This is a genomic window from Aurantibacillus circumpalustris (genome assembly GCF_029625215.1).
Lineage (GTDB): Bacteria > Bacteroidota > Bacteroidia > B-17B0 > Aurantibacillaceae > Aurantibacillus > Aurantibacillus circumpalustris.
In genome coordinates, this window is sequence record NZ_CP121197.1 from 1989179 (window position 1) to 2004965 (window position 15787).

At 34.5% G+C, this 15787-nt stretch carries 14 protein-coding genes; 7 read left to right on the forward strand and 7 right to left on the reverse strand.

Annotation, left to right across the window (positions count from 1 at the left end; all coding sequences use genetic code 11):
• The first annotated feature begins 29 nt into the window (after positions 1-29).
• Positions 30-1016 (forward strand): potassium channel beta subunit family protein, encoded by a 987-nt coding sequence (locus P2086_RS08250; RefSeq protein ID WP_317899979.1) that lies wholly within the window; start codon positions 30-32, stop codon positions 1014-1016.
• Positions 1017-1069: 53 nt separating this feature from the next.
• Here the strand turns inward: P2086_RS08250 and msrB are convergent, their stop codons facing one another.
• The 4 genes from msrB to P2086_RS08270 all read right to left on the reverse strand — a co-directional run bounded on the left by msrB (position 1070) and on the right by P2086_RS08270 (position 5405).
• A complete protein-coding gene (msrB, locus tag P2086_RS08255; protein ID WP_317899980.1) occupies positions 1070-1609 on the reverse strand; it encodes a peptide-methionine (R)-S-oxide reductase MsrB in 540 nt (179 codons plus the stop codon).
• Positions 1610-1714: 105 nt separating this feature from the next.
• Positions 1715-2830, reverse strand: a complete 1116-nt coding sequence (locus P2086_RS08260) for a VWA domain-containing protein (protein ID WP_317899981.1) — start codon at positions 2828-2830, stop codon at positions 1715-1717.
• Positions 2831-2904: 74 nt separating this feature from the next.
• Positions 2905-4263 (reverse strand): MFS transporter, encoded by a 1359-nt coding sequence (locus tag P2086_RS08265; RefSeq protein ID WP_317899982.1) that lies wholly within the window; start codon positions 4261-4263, stop codon positions 2905-2907.
• 50 nt (positions 4264-4313) lie between these two features.
• Entirely contained in the window at positions 4314-5405 is a 1092-nt protein-coding gene (locus tag P2086_RS08270; RefSeq protein WP_317899983.1) for an OmpA family protein, read from the reverse strand.
• Positions 5406-5526: 121 nt separating this feature from the next.
• On the opposite strand from P2086_RS08270, the gene rpsT reads away from it, so the two are divergent.
• The 3 genes from rpsT to P2086_RS08285 all read left to right on the forward strand — a co-directional run bounded on the left by rpsT (position 5527) and on the right by P2086_RS08285 (position 7954).
• On the forward strand, positions 5527-5781 hold the full coding sequence (rpsT, locus tag P2086_RS08275; RefSeq protein ID WP_317899984.1) for a 30S ribosomal protein S20: 255 nt from the start codon (positions 5527-5529) through the stop codon (positions 5779-5781).
• Between the two features lie 104 nt (positions 5782-5885).
• Positions 5886-6323, forward strand: a complete 438-nt coding sequence (locus tag P2086_RS08280; protein ID WP_317899985.1) for a low affinity iron permease family protein — start codon at positions 5886-5888, stop codon at positions 6321-6323.
• Between the two features lie 419 nt (positions 6324-6742).
• The gene (locus P2086_RS08285; protein ID WP_317899986.1) at positions 6743-7954 is read left to right on the forward strand and encodes a PP2C family protein-serine/threonine phosphatase; all 1212 of its coding nucleotides are present in this window, start codon (positions 6743-6745) and stop codon (positions 7952-7954) included.
• A 99-nt stretch (positions 7955-8053) separates the two neighbouring features.
• On the opposite strand, the gene P2086_RS08290 is transcribed toward P2086_RS08285, so the two are convergent.
• Positions 8054-8521, reverse strand: coding sequence for a response regulator (locus P2086_RS08290; RefSeq protein ID WP_317899987.1), 468 nt, complete (start codon positions 8519-8521; stop codon positions 8054-8056).
• Positions 8522-8708: 187 nt separating this feature from the next.
• On the opposite strand from P2086_RS08290, the gene P2086_RS08295 reads away from it, so the two are divergent.
• Genes P2086_RS08295 through P2086_RS08305 form a run of 3 tightly spaced genes read left to right on the forward strand, consistent with a single transcriptional unit; the run spans position 8709 to position 13886 of the window.
• The gene (locus P2086_RS08295; RefSeq protein ID WP_317899988.1) at positions 8709-11015 is read left to right on the forward strand and encodes an Rv1355c family protein; all 2307 of its coding nucleotides are present in this window, start codon (positions 8709-8711) and stop codon (positions 11013-11015) included.
• A gap of 9 nt (positions 11016-11024) precedes the next feature.
• The gene (locus P2086_RS08300) at positions 11025-11711 is read left to right on the forward strand and encodes a GNAT family N-acetyltransferase (protein ID WP_317899989.1); all 687 of its coding nucleotides are present in this window, start codon (positions 11025-11027) and stop codon (positions 11709-11711) included.
• A 12-nt stretch (positions 11712-11723) separates the two neighbouring features.
• Positions 11724-13886: a sensor histidine kinase gene (locus P2086_RS08305; protein ID WP_317899990.1), complete on the forward strand. Its 2163-nt coding sequence runs from the start codon at positions 11724-11726 to the stop codon at positions 13884-13886.
• Between the two features lie 95 nt (positions 13887-13981).
• Here the strand turns inward: P2086_RS08305 and dnaJ are convergent, their stop codons facing one another.
• Positions 13982-15127: a molecular chaperone DnaJ gene (gene dnaJ / locus P2086_RS08310; RefSeq protein ID WP_317899991.1), complete on the reverse strand. Its 1146-nt coding sequence runs from the start codon at positions 15125-15127 to the stop codon at positions 13982-13984.
• A 34-nt stretch (positions 15128-15161) separates the two neighbouring features.
• Complete coding sequence (locus tag P2086_RS08315; RefSeq protein ID WP_317899992.1) at positions 15162-15716, reverse strand: nucleotide exchange factor GrpE; 555 nt, start codon at positions 15714-15716, stop codon at positions 15162-15164.
• Positions 15717-15787 lie beyond the last annotated feature (71 nt).

The following is a 15787-nucleotide window of genomic DNA, read 5'->3' on the forward strand; positions in this document are numbered from 1 at the left end:
CTAAGTAAATTAGCTCTCAATAAATTTTTATGGAATATAGAAGACTTGGTAAATCGGGATTACAACTCAGTGTGCTTTCTTTTGGAAGTTGGGTGACGTTTGGAAAACAAATTGGAAATACAACGGCAGACGAACTGATGAGTATTGCATACGACAATGGCGTTAACTTTTTTGACAATGCCGAAGTATATGCACGTGGTAAATCAGAGCTAGTAATGGGCGAGGTTTTAAAAAACAAGACCTGGAGTAGGAGTTCGTATTGCCTAAGTTCTAAAATTTATTTTGGTTACGAAGAAAATAAACCTAACCAAATGGGCTTATCTAGAAAACACATAGTAGAGGGTTGTCATGCTGCATTAAAACGGTTGCAGCTGGATTACATCGATCTTTTATTTTGTCACCGTCCTGATAAAAGCACACCTATTGAAGAAACGGTTTGGGCAATGAACACGCTTATTCAACAAGGAAAGATTTTGTATTGGGGAACTAGTGAGTGGGCCAATGATGAACTGATGGCAGCTTTTGTATTTGCTGAAAAAAATCACTTGATCGGACCAACTATGGAGCAGCCTCAATACAATATGTTTGAACGCACAAAAATTGAAAAAGATTTCTTGTTGTTATTTAGAGACTTTGGATTAGGAACTACTATATGGAGTCCGCTCGCCAGCGGTTTGCTAACGGGTAAATATAATTCTGGCATGCCAAGTGAAACACGCCTTACAATGGAAGGAATGGACTGGCTGAAAGAACGAACATTAGGCGACGAAACACGCATTGAAAAAACGAGGCATTTAAATCTACTTGCCAAAGAACTCGGAATAACTTTACCAAAGCTTGGAATAGCTTGGTGCATTAAGAATCCAAATGTGAGTACAGCTATTTTAGGAGCTAGTAAACCTGAGCAACTAAAGGAAAATTTGACAGCAATTGATGTTTTACCTCTGTTAACTGTTGAAGTGATCGAGAGAATAGAAACAATACTTCAAAACAAACCTGTTCAACCTTTATTCTAAAATGAAAAGCCTGCAAAATTGATTTACAGGCTTTTTTCTCTTCGTTGAGCAAATTATTTTTTGTCGTTCGCTTTTGAATTTTCTGAAACAAATTTCAAACTAACACTGTTCACGCAGTAACGTTGCCCGGTAGCAGTTGGACCATCATCGAAAATATGTCCAAGATGGCCGCCACATTTAGCGCAAACAATTTCAGTACGAACCATACCGTGGGAAAAATCTTTTATTTGTTTCACACGGTCTCCACCAGCAATGTTATTGTCGAAACTTGGCCATCCGCAATGACTATTAAATTTCTGATCACTCGTGAACAATTCCGTTCCACACCCTGCACAAGTGTATACCCCCTTCTCAGAAAAATCATTGTATTCGCCAGTACCTGGACGCTCGGTGCCTTTTTGTCTTAATACATCATATTGTTCAGGTGTAAGAGTTTTTTTCCATTCGGCATCTGTTTTGTTATAGCTTGTTTCCATAGGTTTTGATGTTTTTTCGGTATGAGTTGAATTTGAGTTTGAAGCTGGAGTGTTAGTCTGACACGAAGCTAAACCAAAAATCAAAAAAAATACTGATGTGCTTATTAATTTTTTCATAATACTAGGTTTATCAAAGATACGAGAATAGAAAAGTTTCGGTTTTTTGATTTACATAAATTAACGCTTGTCTTTTTTAGCTAATTACATACTGCCTACTGCCAACTATTTTTTGCTCCTCAGCTTAATTTCCTCCAACAAAGTTTCTTCGCTTCCACTTTTTTGATTCAAATGAATAAACGAACCCTCTCCTTTATTCGCAATATCTTTTAAATTTCTAAGGGCAGTTTTATCTTCGCCAAAAGCTACGGTTGTAATTATTATTTTTTTCTCTTGCTGCCTTTTTTTCCAGGTAAGAAAATCGTCGCGTTCAAATTTAAATTCTCCATCAGAGGCCATTATTATTTGATTGTTTCCTTCTTCAATAAAATGTTTCTGTGAGAGTAATTGACTAAATAATATTGCCGTTCTTCCAGAGGTCATTCCTTTTGCTTTTAAACTATCTACCAATGTGTGCAAGTTTTGTTTGTTTGTTCCGCAAATTGCTTCACTCAGTAAGTTTACTTTTGAAGCATAGGTTACTAAACTTATGGTGTCAATGTCTCTGGCTGCATCAATTAATCTGTGTAGGGCGGTTTTCATAATTGGTAATTTTAAAGAATCACGCATGGAGCTACTTATGTCTAAGAGAAAAAGTATGTTGTTAGGTTTGTAATTCTCTTTAGAGAATTTATCAATAACTACTTCCTTTAAAGGCAATTCGGGTTTTGGAGTACCTGTGATTATTAGCGGTTCTGAGCTTCTTGGCAATTTATTTGAATTGTCTCTTTTTACAGGCGTATTTGGAATTACAATTGGCTCTTCATTAATCGAAACTGGATTAGTTTTTCTTTTACCAAAGTAAACGCAAGCCATTTTATCGTTCGTTTTTACTGTCGCAATATTTCCAGCGAGCGTTAATTCATAAGGTGTTTCTTTATCGGTAGATACTAGGTTGATTTTCTTTTTAAACTTGCCATTATGTTCAGGAATAAAAGAAATAACCAGTAAACACGTGTCGTTTGGAAGTAAAGTTTTTTTGGTCGTGTAAATTTTCACGCCCTGATCTGCATCAGCACGCATTAAAAAAATCTTTTTAGAGCTAGTGTTTGTAAGAACAACATCTCCCTTTATCTCATAAGCTTCTTTAATGTTCCCTAAATCAATATACTGTTCACTAAAACTAATTTGTGAAATAGAAAACAGTGGTAAAAAAAGAAGGAAATAAAATAATTTGATCATGTATAGTAACAATAACAACAAACGAACCAAAAAGTCACAAGCTCTTAATCTGCCTTCATAAAAAATGTAAAAGTCTAACCTTTCTCGCCTTCAATGGCCATGCCGCGCATAGTGAAAAGAACTACAAATCCAATTATAAAATAAACTATCAAGGATAAAATTGCAGGACGCATACCACCCATCGTTTCACTGATTAGGCCAAATGTTACTGTTCCTATTATCATTCCTAACTTTTCCATTACATCGTAAAAGCTAAAAAAGCTAGCATGATCTTCTGTTTGAGGTAATAGCTTGCTGTAGGTGCTGCGAGACAGTGATTGAATACCTCCCATTACAAATCCAACAAGAAAAGCAACTATATAAAAATGCATTGGAAGTCGAACATACACATAAGTAAATACGCAAATAAAAATCCAAATTAGTACAGCAAACATGAGCGATTTAATGTTACCAGTTTTTCTTGACATCCAAGAAAAAAAGTAAGAGCCGGCGATGCCAACAAACTGAATTATCAGGATGCTAATAATTAATGAAGATGTTTTAGCTTGTTCATTTTCCCAAGCAATTTCATTTCTTGCAAATAAAACCGCAACAACCATTACAGTTTGCACCCCCATGTTATAAAAAAAGTATCCTGATAAAAATCTAGGCAGTCTCGGTAATTTGATAATTTGCTTCGCAACGCCTAATAATTCTCTAAATCCTTTTGAAAGAAGATTTTTTCGTTCAACGCCATGGGCTTTGTGATCACGTAATGGAAGATTGCGAAAAGTATATTGAGCAAAACCCATCCACCACAAACCGGTTAACAAGAACGAATATTTAACCTTAAAAAAACCTGTCTTTACAAGTACCCCATCAACAAGTGTTTCTTCGTATTTAAAAACCATTATTCCAATTAAACAAACAATCAGTAATAAAGAGCTTCCAAAATAACCTAGTGAAAATCCTTTAGCACTTACTTTATCTTGGTTTTCAACACTAGCAATTTCAGGCAAATAAGAATTATAATAAACAAGACTCCCCCAAAAACCAATAGTTGCAGTAATAAATGGTAAAAAACTTAATTCTAAATGTTCTCTTGAAAAAAAATACAGGCACATGCATGAAACGGAACCTAAGTAGCAGAAAAATTGCAGAAAACGTTTTTTGTTTCCTAAATAATCGGCTATGCCACTTAGAATAGGTGCAATTAAAACAACAATGGAGAGTGCAAAAGCATATACAAAAGAATAGATGTTTTGATTTTCGAAATTATGTCCGAAAAACTGAACGGTGTGGCCAATGAATTCTTTGCCTGAATGCGTTGTTACATAATCGTAAAAGTTTGGGAAAATGGCTGAAGTAATTACGAGAGGAAAGACTGAATTGGCCCAATCGTAAAAGGTCCAAGCCCTAATAGTTTTCGGATTATCTTTTTCTATTAAATTCATAATATATAATTTAATTAATGTGAAACTTTAGGACACGTATAAATCTATGTTTATTTTTTTATAATCTCAAATTCAACCCTTCTGTTTTTTATTCGACCTTCCTCGGTTTCATTATCTGCTATTGGAAAGGAACTTCCAAACCCGCGATAGAGCATTTTATTTTGCACTCCTTTTTTTATGAGATATTCAAAAACTTCCCGAGCCCGCAATTCGCTGACTTTTTGATTTCTAAATTTTAATCCAACATTATCGCTATGCCCATTGATTTGTATTTCTATTCTAGGATTTAAAAGAAGATATTGCGCTAGTTTATTTAACTCGATATATGACTCAGGCAAAAGATAATATTTCCCATTTACAAACGATATATTATTCAAACCTATTGCTTCACCTATTTTGACATCTTCTTTAACTTGGAGTGTGGAATCTTTCCATTGTTCCAAATAATTCGGACCAACGCGTTCTACCGCAATTTTTTCTTCAAACTGTGGTGCCCTAATTAATTTAATATCATCAACAAAATAATAGGATTCTTTGGGTCCAATCCTAAATACGTCAATTCTCACCATATCTTTTTTAATAATGGAGGCAAAATTCCCAATGGTAATGTATTTTTCTCCGCCATCAGCTTTGTAAAAACCTTTAATGGTAAACCACTGATAGCCTTTCATTAACCCTCCCTTAACGCAAACGGTATCTATCATGTTTGATTTTACAACGTCTGATTGGCCTTTGTAACCCCCTTTAGTAAAAAGCACACCAAAAGACCTTAGGATAGCGTTGCTCCAGAACGCCAGACGAACGTGCATGGAGTATTCGTAAATAGTGCCCCTGTGCAGTGATTCAACTAACTTAACTTGTAAAAACTCTTTATATTTTCTTCGGAAGCGAAAACCTGTATAGCAATACCCGCTGTAGGCTCCCTTTTGAATGGTAGTATCGTTTTTAAGTGGATTGTGATAATAATCAATCGTTTCTATAGGACGCCATGGAACAGCTTTCCTAATATCATTGGCCTTTTTCCTATAATTTTCGAAACTCCCATTGGGTATCAGGTTTTTCTCTGGTTTTTGGTCAACAACTATTTGAGCAACCGAGGCAATGCTGGCAAATACCAATATAATAACAAGAAAACACCTCATTCTGTACAAAAATAGACTTAAATCAAAATTTTGCGGGAAATTCTTTTTAACACTTGCTTATTCAAAAAAAATCGTATATTTGCCTTCCCAAAAATGGGAAAACAAAAGAAATTACAAGACAATGGCAAACCATAAATCAGCAATTAAACGCATTCGCTCTAACGACGCAAAAAGAATTGAAAACCGCTATTACGCTAAAACTACGCGTACAGCAGTAAAGGCTTTACGTACAGCTACTTCTAAAAAAGATGCTGAGGCTTTATTACCTAAAGTTTCTAGTATGTTGGATAAATTGGCTAAAAAAAGCGTTATTCACAAGAATAAAGCTGGTAACATGAAATCAAAGCTTGCTAAGAAAGTAGCAACTTTAAAATAATTTAACTCTAGTTAAAAGAATATAGTCCGCACTGGTTGTCCAGGCGGACTTTTTTTGTTGATTTCTGTTGTAACTTTGATAGAACTATTATATGATAACTAGGTATGAAAAAACTATTCGATAAATTTTCCTCAAAAGTAACTAACGCTGCAGGTAGCCCGTCAGCATTTTTAAGCGCCTTTTTGATAATTGTTATTTGGTCTATAACAGGTCCTTTATTTGGTTTTTCTGACACATGGCAATTAGTAATTAATACTGGCACTACAATAATAACTTTTTTAATGGTCTTTGTTATTCAGCAATCACAGAATAAAGACACAAAGGCGTTGCATTTAAAACTGAACGAATTAATTGCCTGTAATCACCAAGCTAGCAATCGCTTAATAGACATTGAAGATTTAACCGCAGATGAAATAGAAGCACTAAAAAAATACTATATAAAATTAGCGAAATTGGCCGCCACAGAAAAAAATATACATTCTAGCCATTCTTTAGATGAGGCAAAAGCCAATCATCTGGCGAAAAAAAATGTAAATAAATAGATCTGATAGATATATAAAGTTGCACAATCTCTATTGTTTTTAATGCAAAAAGTGCCAAAAAACTTGACCAAAATCTTGTTTTTCCAAGCATTAAATTTACAGGCTTAAAATGGTAGACGAAACGGCTGTATCATATGTCAAACGCCATGTTTATTTCTTCTAAAATTATTTAGATTAATCGTGTTTTATATCAGTAATTCATGTATTTTGTAAAACTAAAATTAAGGGTAAATACGCTAATGACTAATTCAAATAAATTGGATAAATTAAATAAATCAAGATGAAAAATTTATCCTTCATTGTTTCTAAAATAATGCATAGCTTTTTAAAGAATAATTATCTTAAGTCTTATTCAAACCCAATTGAATTAAAGAAAAAAAATCAAAAAGTTTTTTATTAAATTCTCTCAGTATTGGACTATGAAACCGGAATTAAAAATTTTGCTTCTTGAAAATAACGCTACTGACATCGGGAACCTAAGAGCTGTTCTTACTAGATCTGAAATGAACTTTGATCTTCATGTCGTTGAGTCGAGAGATTATTTTATTTCCAGCCTAGAAGATTTTAATCCGGATATTGTGGTGGCAGGAAATTCTTCACCAGATATTAGTTCACTTGAAGCGCTTGAGATTGCTAGAAGGAAAAATTCAGACATACCTTTTATATTGGTTACAGGTCCATTTTCGGAACAATTCGCAGTGAATTGTATTAGAGCGGGTGTAGATGATTATATTCTTAAAGATAACCTTATTCGTTTGCCTTTATCTATTGACGCTGTCGTTTCAAAAGCTATAGCGAATCGTGAAAAGGAAACGATTCTCTCTATGCATCAAGAACTGAAACTAGCCTATAGTGCAATTGAAGAAAATAATAAAAGTATGATGGATAGTATCAATTATGCCAAATTGATACAGGATGCAATGCTGCCCGAAAAAGCGGTATTGACAAACTATTTCCCTAATTCACTAATTATTTATCGACCAAAAGATATTGTTAGTGGCGACTTTTATTGGTTTGTAGAGAGAGATAAAAAACTATTCATTGCGGTTGCAGATTGCACAGGGCATGGAGTGCCTGGATCACTGATGTCAATGATAGGGTACAGTTTTTTGAACGAAATTGTAAACGTGAAAAAAATACGAAAGCCTTCGGACATATTGAGTAGGCTAAATGTTGGAATTAGACAGACATTAAAACAAGATAAAACCGGTAATCAGCGCTGCGATGGTATGGATATTGCTTTATGTGCAATAGACCGAGAAATGCAACAAATTGAATTTGCAGGTGCAAACAGGCATCTTATTTTCTTTAGAGATAAAGAACTTGAAATGGTAAGAGGGAATAAGTTTGGAATTGGGGGTTTGCATGACGAGTCTGTAATAAGGTTTACAAATCACAGTATTTCTTATGACGATGGTGATATTATTTATATGTGCACGGATGGATATGCAGATCAATTTGGAGGAACCAAAGGTAAACGAATGATGACTAAGAATATGATAAAAATCCTTGAAAAATCATTATCATTCGGAGTAGGAGAACAAGAACAACTCTTGAATCATTGGTTGGATAAATGGCAAGGTGCTTATGAACAAACCGATGATATTTTATTGATTGGTATTCAACTCTGATCCCAGGTTTTTTTAAAAAAAGAGAGCCGTTTTGTCTTACGAAAACGGCTCTTTGTCGAATTTTTTATTTTTCTTTAATCTTTATCAAAATTCTCTGAATTATGACAATAATTTTTGCCTGAGCATAAATTCTAATTGTTCATTTGTCACTAATAGTTGTTCACTTAGTTCCTGTTGTTTTTTCTTTAAATGATAGACCTTGTAGGCACTTTCAATGGTCTCTTTCAAGTTTGCATCATCCCATGGTTTTTGCAAATAATGATAAATTTGACCGCGATTTATCGCATCTTTAATCGCTTCAATATCCGAAAATCCGGTTAACAAAATTCTTATCTGATCTGGGTAATCTTTTACAGCTTGAGCTAATAATTCCGTTCCTAAAGTACCAGGCATTCTTTGATCCGTAATCAAAACATGTATCTCATTGTCAGCAAGAATTTTTTTTCCTTCATCCGCTGAAATAGCCGTAAATACTGTAAAGTGTCTTCTAAAAGAAGCTTTAAATGCAGAGAGATTATTCTCTTCATCATCCACATAAAGTACATTGATATTTGATTGTTCGCTCATTTTGAAGTTCTTAAACAGGGTAAATAATTTTTTTTAGAAAAGTGTTTTGCGCATATGCAGCAAATACTTTCGCAGTTCGAATTTATGAATAATAATTTTATTTTTACAAAAATTACATTGTTTTACTTGATTGAAGGAAACACCATTTTTTTTGGGTATTATTTACAAGGATCAACATAAAAGCAAAATGACAAGCATTACAGAGCGCCTAGAGGCCTTACATAATCTACAGAAAAAGGCTCAAACGCTTCATAAACCTTTTTTTTATAATTTAAATAATCCAACCGATCTTAAAAAAATAGAGGACTTGATGGAACTATCTGGAATTACAGTAGTTGACCATATTTTAGAACAAATAACCGAATTCGTTAAGCTAAAATCTCCAAGTAAGAAATTTTCGACGGAAGAGCTTAAATTGGAGACGGAAAAACATATTGGTAAAACCGAACTTCATAAATATGGAGTTTGGGTTTACTATCCCTGGTCTAATCGTTTAGTGCATATTTTAGATAAAGAGGAGTTTATTGACGTAAGAACAAGCCGAAATCAATATAAAATTACAAAAGAAGAAAGAGACGAACTTGCAACAAAAAAAATTGGAATAATAGGATTATCGGTTGGTCAGTCTGTTTCAGTAACGCTTGCAATGGAAAGAATATGCGGCGAATTAAGACTGGCCGATTTTGACGTACTTGAATTAACCAATCTTAATCGTATCAGAACTGGTGTTCACAATCTTGGTCTGGCAAAAGTGTACTCGGTGGCGCGCGAGATTTCAGAAATTGATCCTTACCTCAATGTTGTTTGCTTCCCCGAAGGTCTTACGGAGAACAACATGATGGAATTTTTTACAAAAGATGGAGTGATCGATCTCTTAGTTGAAGAATCTGATGGCTTTGACATAAAAATATTGAGTCGTTATAAAGCGAGAGAACTTGGTGTACCTGTGATAATGGAAGCAAGTGATAAATGTATGGTCGATGTTGAACGTTTCGACTTAGAACCAAATAGAAATATTTTGCACGGCATTGTAAAACAGCTGGACATTGCTACACTTAAAAGTCTGAAAACGAATGAGGAGAAAATTCCATACATGCTGGATATACTTGGTTTAAACTCAACCAGTCCAAGATTACGAGCATCGATGCTAGAAATGCAACAAACCATAAGTACGTGGCCGCAACTGGGATCAGCTGTGACTATGGGGGGAGGTATCACTGCCGATGTGAGTAGAAGAATTTTACTTAATCAATTTACCGACTCGGGGCGCTATTACGTGGATATTGATAAACTCATTGGAAACAAAGATAAAAAGCAAGACGATTCTGATACAGAAGTGGAGGGAAACAATGGCTTTGAAGCTTCAGATCTTAAACAGATGTTTGAGATTGCTTCTAGGGCAAAAGATATTGAATTTTCGGAATTAAATGATTCAGACGCTGAAAAAATTGTGGAAGCGGGTGTTGCTGCGCCGTCTCAGGCAAACGCACAACCCTGGAAATGGTTACTTTTTCAAAAAAAACTTTTTTTATTTAAACATAAAAATTCTAGCTATAAAAATTTAGATGAAGAAAGTATATGGATATCCTTAGGTGCTGCGATAGAAAATGCCGTGCTTATGGCAGAAGAAACTGGATACGAAGTAACCCATCGATTATTGCCATTAACTAAAAGCACTTATCTGATCGCGGTTTTGAATTTTAAAAAAGAAACCTTGGTTAAGAAACAATCAGGTTCTCTCAGTCCTTTTATTTTCAAACGCGTTACAAACAGAAAGGCTGGTAATTTTAAGCAGTTAAAATCTTCTGCGCTAAATGAAATTTCGAATGAGGTTAATACAGTTGATGGTTCATTGTTGACTTGGCAATCGGATCGAGATAAAATTGAGTCTATTGCTAAGATAGCGGGCAAAATTGAACGCATACGATTGCTAAACCCTATTACACATTTAGATTATTTTAAAAATGAAATTCGATGGAATTACAACGAAGCAATTAAAGAAGGAATTGATATAAGGACTCTTGAACTGCCTTCAGCTGTGCAAACAGCTTTTGAAATGATTGCAGATCCAAAAGTTGCTGCTTTATTGAATAAATGGGATAAAGGAATTGCTTTTGAAAAATTTACACAAAATATCATCGCTTCCTCCTCTGCAATAGGTTTGATAACAATGCCTGGCAATACTCCGAGCGATTACATTAAGGGTGGAAAATTGGCGCAGAGAGCTTGGCTTGCAGCTACTAAAAATAGTTTAGGGTTTCAGCCAATTTGTGTACCTTTATTGTTTTTGAGGTTATTGGGAAATAAGGATAACAGCAATATTCTAACAGACAAAAATTTTTCCGAATTGAAAGCTTTAAAATCTCAACTTTCGCTTATATTTGGCGAATTGGATTCAAGAGAAGCTGTTTTTTTGTTTAGATTATTTGAGTCGGCAGAGCCCCAGGGGCGCTCATTAAGAAAATCTTTAAATGATGTATTTTTTAAAAGTTAGAACACAGAGATGAAATTAACATTTCGCGCATTTAAAGCTACTAAGAATAAAGACCTTTGTGAAAAGTATCTCAATGGTCATATACAGGTTCTTGTTAATTATGGTATAACAAATATAACTACCAATAACGCCGAGTGGATGGATTGGGACTTTGTTTATTGTGTTATTGCAGAGAAGGAAGATGGAACCGTTGTTGGAGGAATTAGAACACAAATTGCAGACGGGAGTCATCCTTTACCCGTTGAAAAGGCGATTGGAAAAATGGATCCTAAAATCTTCGATATCGTTAAACATTATCAACAAGATGGAGTTGGTGAATTGTGTGCACTTTGGAACGCAAAGGAAGTAGCAGGTATGGGTTTGAGTATTATGTTAGTCAGGGCTGGAATCGCCATGTTAAATCAAGTGAAATGCAACACCCTAATGGGTATTTGCGCCGATTATACTTTAAAAATGTTTAGGAAAGTAGGATTCGTGGTCGATAATTCACTAGGAGACAAAGGAGAGTTTGTGTACCCAAATGAAAACTACGTTGCAAGAGTGCTCGGTATTCTAAACGCTAAGGATCTATCTACTGCTGAAGAGTTTGATCGAGTAAAAATGTTAGATTTAAGGCAAAACCCAGAACAAACGTGTTTAGAAAAGGGCGCTAATGATTCTACTATTGAGATTGAGTATTTACTTTTATTAAAATAACTGTTGTATCTAATGAATCGCTTAAAGTTTCTGTTTTTTCTTTTTCTACTGGGAAAACTTTCAATTGCACAAATCGTTGTAACTGAACCACAAACTCAAAAACTAAACGTTAATTTCAATAATAGTATCTTTTTTATTGAAGATAAATCTGGAAAGCTCACTTTTAATGAAGTCATAAACTCAAATGATTTTACCCCTGTTAAAAAAAATGTGCCAAATTTCGGAATCACTAATTCGGCCTATTGGTTGAAAATGGAAATAAAAAATCTATCGCATCGAGAAACATATAGACTTCAAATCTCGCAACCTGCGCTTGATGAGATTGATTTTTATCAAAAAAATAAGGCTGGTGTTTTTGAGGAATCCAAATCAGGTGAGCGTCTTCCTTTTGATTCTCGTGACTTTTTTGATCCCAATTATATTTATAAAATTCGTTTAGACACAATGAATTTGACCGAAATTTATTTGCGGGTAAGGTCTAGGGATAATCTCCAAATACCAATTAAAATAGATACACAGGAAAATACTTTCCAAAATAATAAAATTAAGGATTACATTTTTGGGATTTTTGCTGGAATAATGATCGTAATGTTACTGTATAACACTTTTTTATACGTAACAGTCAGAGATAAAACATACCTCTATTACATAATTTACCTTGCTACAGTTATTCTTGTGCAATGTGGTATTCAAGGTTACACCTTTCAATACTTATGGCCTAACAGTCCTTTTTTAGCACAATGGAGTGTTTTTATATTCTCTCCAATGGTAGGAGTTGCTAGCGCATATTTTATGCGAGTGTTTTTAAACACATTTCAATTTACGCCAAAGTTTGATAAGGGTTATAAGTACTTTACAATTGCTTATACGGTAACATTTGTTTTTGCAATTTTCGGCTTATTTAGTGTAAGCTACACCCTCATTACAGCTTGCGCCGCGTCTTTATCGCTTTACATGATGATTAACGCGTTTTTAATTTATAAAAAAGGGTACAAACCAGCTAGATTTTTTTTAGTGGCTTGGTCGTTGTTTTTAACAGGAGTTACTATTTATTCTATGACTAACGTTGGATTTTTACCAATAAATAATTTCACGTTTTATACGATGCCTTTTGGTGCTGCCGCAGAAGTGATTTTGCTTTCATTAGCGCTAGCGGATAGAATTAATGTACTTAAAAGGGAAAAAGAAGCATCGCAAGTCGAGGCCCTGCTTATTTCTCAGCAAAATCAGAAGTTAATTACAGAACAAAATATTCTCTTGGAACAAAAAGTTCATGAACGCACGCTTGAATTAGAAGAGACAAATGAAGAGCTAAATGTAACGTTAACGTATTTAAAAGATACTCAAACGCAACTTGTAAACGCTGAAAAAATGGCCTCATTAGGTCAGTTAACTGCTGGTATAGCGCATGAGATAAACAATCCTATTAATTTTGTAAGTGCGAATCTTAAGCCCTTGAAAACCGATATTTCAGAAGTTTTTGAAGTGGTAGATAAATACGAAAGCATCACTCCTGAAACAGAACTAGTAGAAAAATTAAAAGAAATTGACTTGTTTAAAAAGAAAATTGATTTGGTTTATTTAAGGGGGGAAATTGGAACTCTTTTGATGGGGATTGAAGATGGTGCTCGCAGAACCGCTGAAATAGTTTCCGGACTTAAAAACTTTTCAAGACTCGATGAGAGCGACATTAAGGAAGCGAATATCAATGAAGGTATTGAGTCTACACTTGTTTTGTTAAGAAGTACCATCCAAAGTAATATTCAAGTTATTACTAATCTCACGAAATTACCAGCAATAGAGTGTTTTCCCGGTAAGTTAAATCAGGTGTTTATGAATGTGATTTCTAACGCACTTTATGCAATGAGTAAAACGAAAAGTGAAGAAAAAAATAAACTCATCATAACAACTTTTGAAAAGGAAGACCATGTACACGTTGTTTTTGAAGACACTGGAACTGGTATGACGAAAGAAGTGCAGGAAAAAGTGTTCGAGCCATTTTTTACAACGAAGGATGTTGGTGAAGGAACTGGCTTAGGAATGTCGATCGTATTTAAAATTGTTGAAAGTCACAATGCAAAAATGGAAATTGACTCCGAGTTAGGCAAGGGAACAAAAATAACGCTCATTCTTAACAAAAAAATAAGTCAGGACGATAGAATTTTAAAAACCTAAACCTTTTAGTTTAACATAAGAGCAAAAACCAATGATGCTTTAGCACAAAGAAAAAGGCTCATTGAATAAATTCATTTTGTTTTAATAAAGAACACTTAATCAAAGTATTCCTTCATCCTATCAAAAAATCCTTTTTCTTTTTTATTAGGATTTGGTTCGAAATTTTTCGAAGCTTTTAAATCTTCAAGTATTTTTTTTTCATCAACACTTAAATGAGTGGGTGTATAAATGCTTATTTCTACCAATAAATCACCTCTACCATAAGAATTAACATCAGGGAGACCTTTCCCCTTTAGTCGCAATACCTTACCACTTTGTGTACCTGGTTCTATTTTAATTTTAGCTTTAGTATCAACCGTTGGAATTTCAACACTAGTACCAATCGCTGCATCAGGAAAGCCGATATTTAGATAATATATTAAGTGATTACCCTCTCGTTTTAAGTACGGATGTTCTTCTTCCTCAATAACAATTAAAAGGTCCCCATTTATTCCGCCTCTAGGAGCCGCATTACCTTTTCCTTGCATGCTTAATTGCATACCTTCGGCAACACCCGCTGGAATATTTATACTAATTACTTCTTCTTCTCTTACAATTCCATCACCGTGACAGGTATTACATTTGTCCTTCACTATTCGACCTTCTCCACTGCAAGTTCCACAAGTAGTTTGTGTTTGCATGGCTCCAAGTATAGTTTGTTGCACACGCGTTATCGCTCCAGTCCCATTGCAAGATTTGCAGGTATCAAACTGTCCATTCTTAGCTCCACTACCACTGCATGTTTTACAACTTACATGTTTATTTACTTTTATTTTTTTCTCAACCCCATTTGCAATGTCTTTTAAAGTCAGTTTTACTTTTACACGTAAATTTGTTCCGCGTGTTACACGTCTACCGCTGCTTCGTCCACCTCCACTAAAACCTCCACCAAATGCGCCACCAAAAATATCTCCAAATTGACTAAATATGTCATCCATATTCATTCCACCGCCACCAAATCCACCTCCCGATGCACCACCTACACCGGCATGACCAAACTGATTGTAACGTTGACGTTTTTCGGGGTTACTTAAAATCTCGTATGCCTCAGCGGCTTCCTTGAATTTATCTTCAGCACTCTTGTCATCAGGGTTTTTATCCGGATGGTATTTTATAGCAAGCTTACGGTAAGATTTTTTTATTTCTTCATCACTCGCATTTTTAGCAAGCCCTAATACTTCGTAATAGTCTCTTTTGGACATCTATAATGATTTTATATTTGAATGGAAGTTCTGATTATTGCGCAATAACAACTTTTGAGAAACGTATTACTTTATCTCCCAATTTGTAACCTTTTTCAACTTCATCAATTACCTTGCCCTTCTGGGATTCATCCGTAGCAGGAATATTAGTAATAGCTTCCATAAAATCAGGATCAAAAGTTTCTCCTTTGGTTTCAAATGAAACTAAACCTTTTTGTTGTGTTACATTTTTGAGTTTGTTATAAATAAGCTGAATGCCTTCTTTTATAACTTTAGAATCATGTACAGACTCGTTTGCTTTCATTGCACGATCAAAATCATCTATAACCGGTAATATGGCTTTAAAAAGATCTTCTGCAGCAGTTTTGATGATTTCAGACTTCTCTTTAATCGTGCGTTTACGATAATTATCAAATTCTGAATATAAGCGCAAGTATTTTTCATTAGCCTCTGCAATTTTAGCTTCAAAGTCAATAGAAACTGATGTTTCGTCAGTTACAGGCTCATTTTCAGCCGTATTGTCAGTTGTATTAGCTTTCGAATCGGTTTCAGAGTGTTCGTTTATTATGTTATCTTCTTGATTTTGCATAGCTTAAGGACAAAATTATATGTTTTTACACTCATATAAATCAATTACTTTGCCATTAATTAAAACGAGAT

Bases quoted from the DNA above. Each gene is read 5' to 3' on its own strand.
- P2086_RS08300 (WP_317899989.1), top strand. From the start codon at position 11,025: ATGAAATTAACATTTCGCGCATTTAAAGCTACTAAGAATAAAGACCTT.
- P2086_RS08270 (WP_317899983.1), bottom strand. From the start codon at position 5,405: ATGAGGTGTTTTCTTGTTATTATATTGGTATTTGCCAGCATTGCCTCG.
- P2086_RS08305 (WP_317899990.1), top strand. From the start codon at position 11,724: ATGAATCGCTTAAAGTTTCTGTTTTTTCTTTTTCTACTGGGAAAACTT.
- dnaJ (WP_317899991.1), bottom strand. From the start codon at position 15,127: ATGTCCAAAAGAGACTATTACGAAGTATTAGGGCTTGCTAAAAATGCG.
- P2086_RS08285 (WP_317899986.1), top strand. From the start codon at position 6,743: ATGAAACCGGAATTAAAAATTTTGCTTCTTGAAAATAACGCTACTGAC.
- msrB (WP_317899980.1), bottom strand. From the start codon at position 1,609: ATGAAAAAATTAATAAGCACATCAGTATTTTTTTTGATTTTTGGTTTA.
- P2086_RS08280 (WP_317899985.1), top strand. From the start codon at position 5,886: ATGAAAAAACTATTCGATAAATTTTCCTCAAAAGTAACTAACGCTGCA.
- P2086_RS08265 (WP_317899982.1), bottom strand. From the start codon at position 4,263: ATGAATTTAATAGAAAAAGATAATCCGAAAACTATTAGGGCTTGGACC.
- P2086_RS08250 (WP_317899979.1), top strand. From the start codon at position 30: ATGGAATATAGAAGACTTGGTAAATCGGGATTACAACTCAGTGTGCTT.
- P2086_RS08260 (WP_317899981.1), bottom strand. From the start codon at position 2,830: ATGATCAAATTATTTTATTTCCTTCTTTTTTTACCACTGTTTTCTATT.
- rpsT (WP_317899984.1), top strand. From the start codon at position 5,527: ATGGCAAACCATAAATCAGCAATTAAACGCATTCGCTCTAACGACGCA.
- P2086_RS08290 (WP_317899987.1), bottom strand. From the start codon at position 8,521: ATGAGCGAACAATCAAATATCAATGTACTTTATGTGGATGATGAAGAG.
- P2086_RS08315 (WP_317899992.1), bottom strand. From the start codon at position 15,716: ATGCAAAATCAAGAAGATAACATAATAAACGAACACTCTGAAACCGAT.
- P2086_RS08295 (WP_317899988.1), top strand. From the start codon at position 8,709: ATGACAAGCATTACAGAGCGCCTAGAGGCCTTACATAATCTACAGAAA.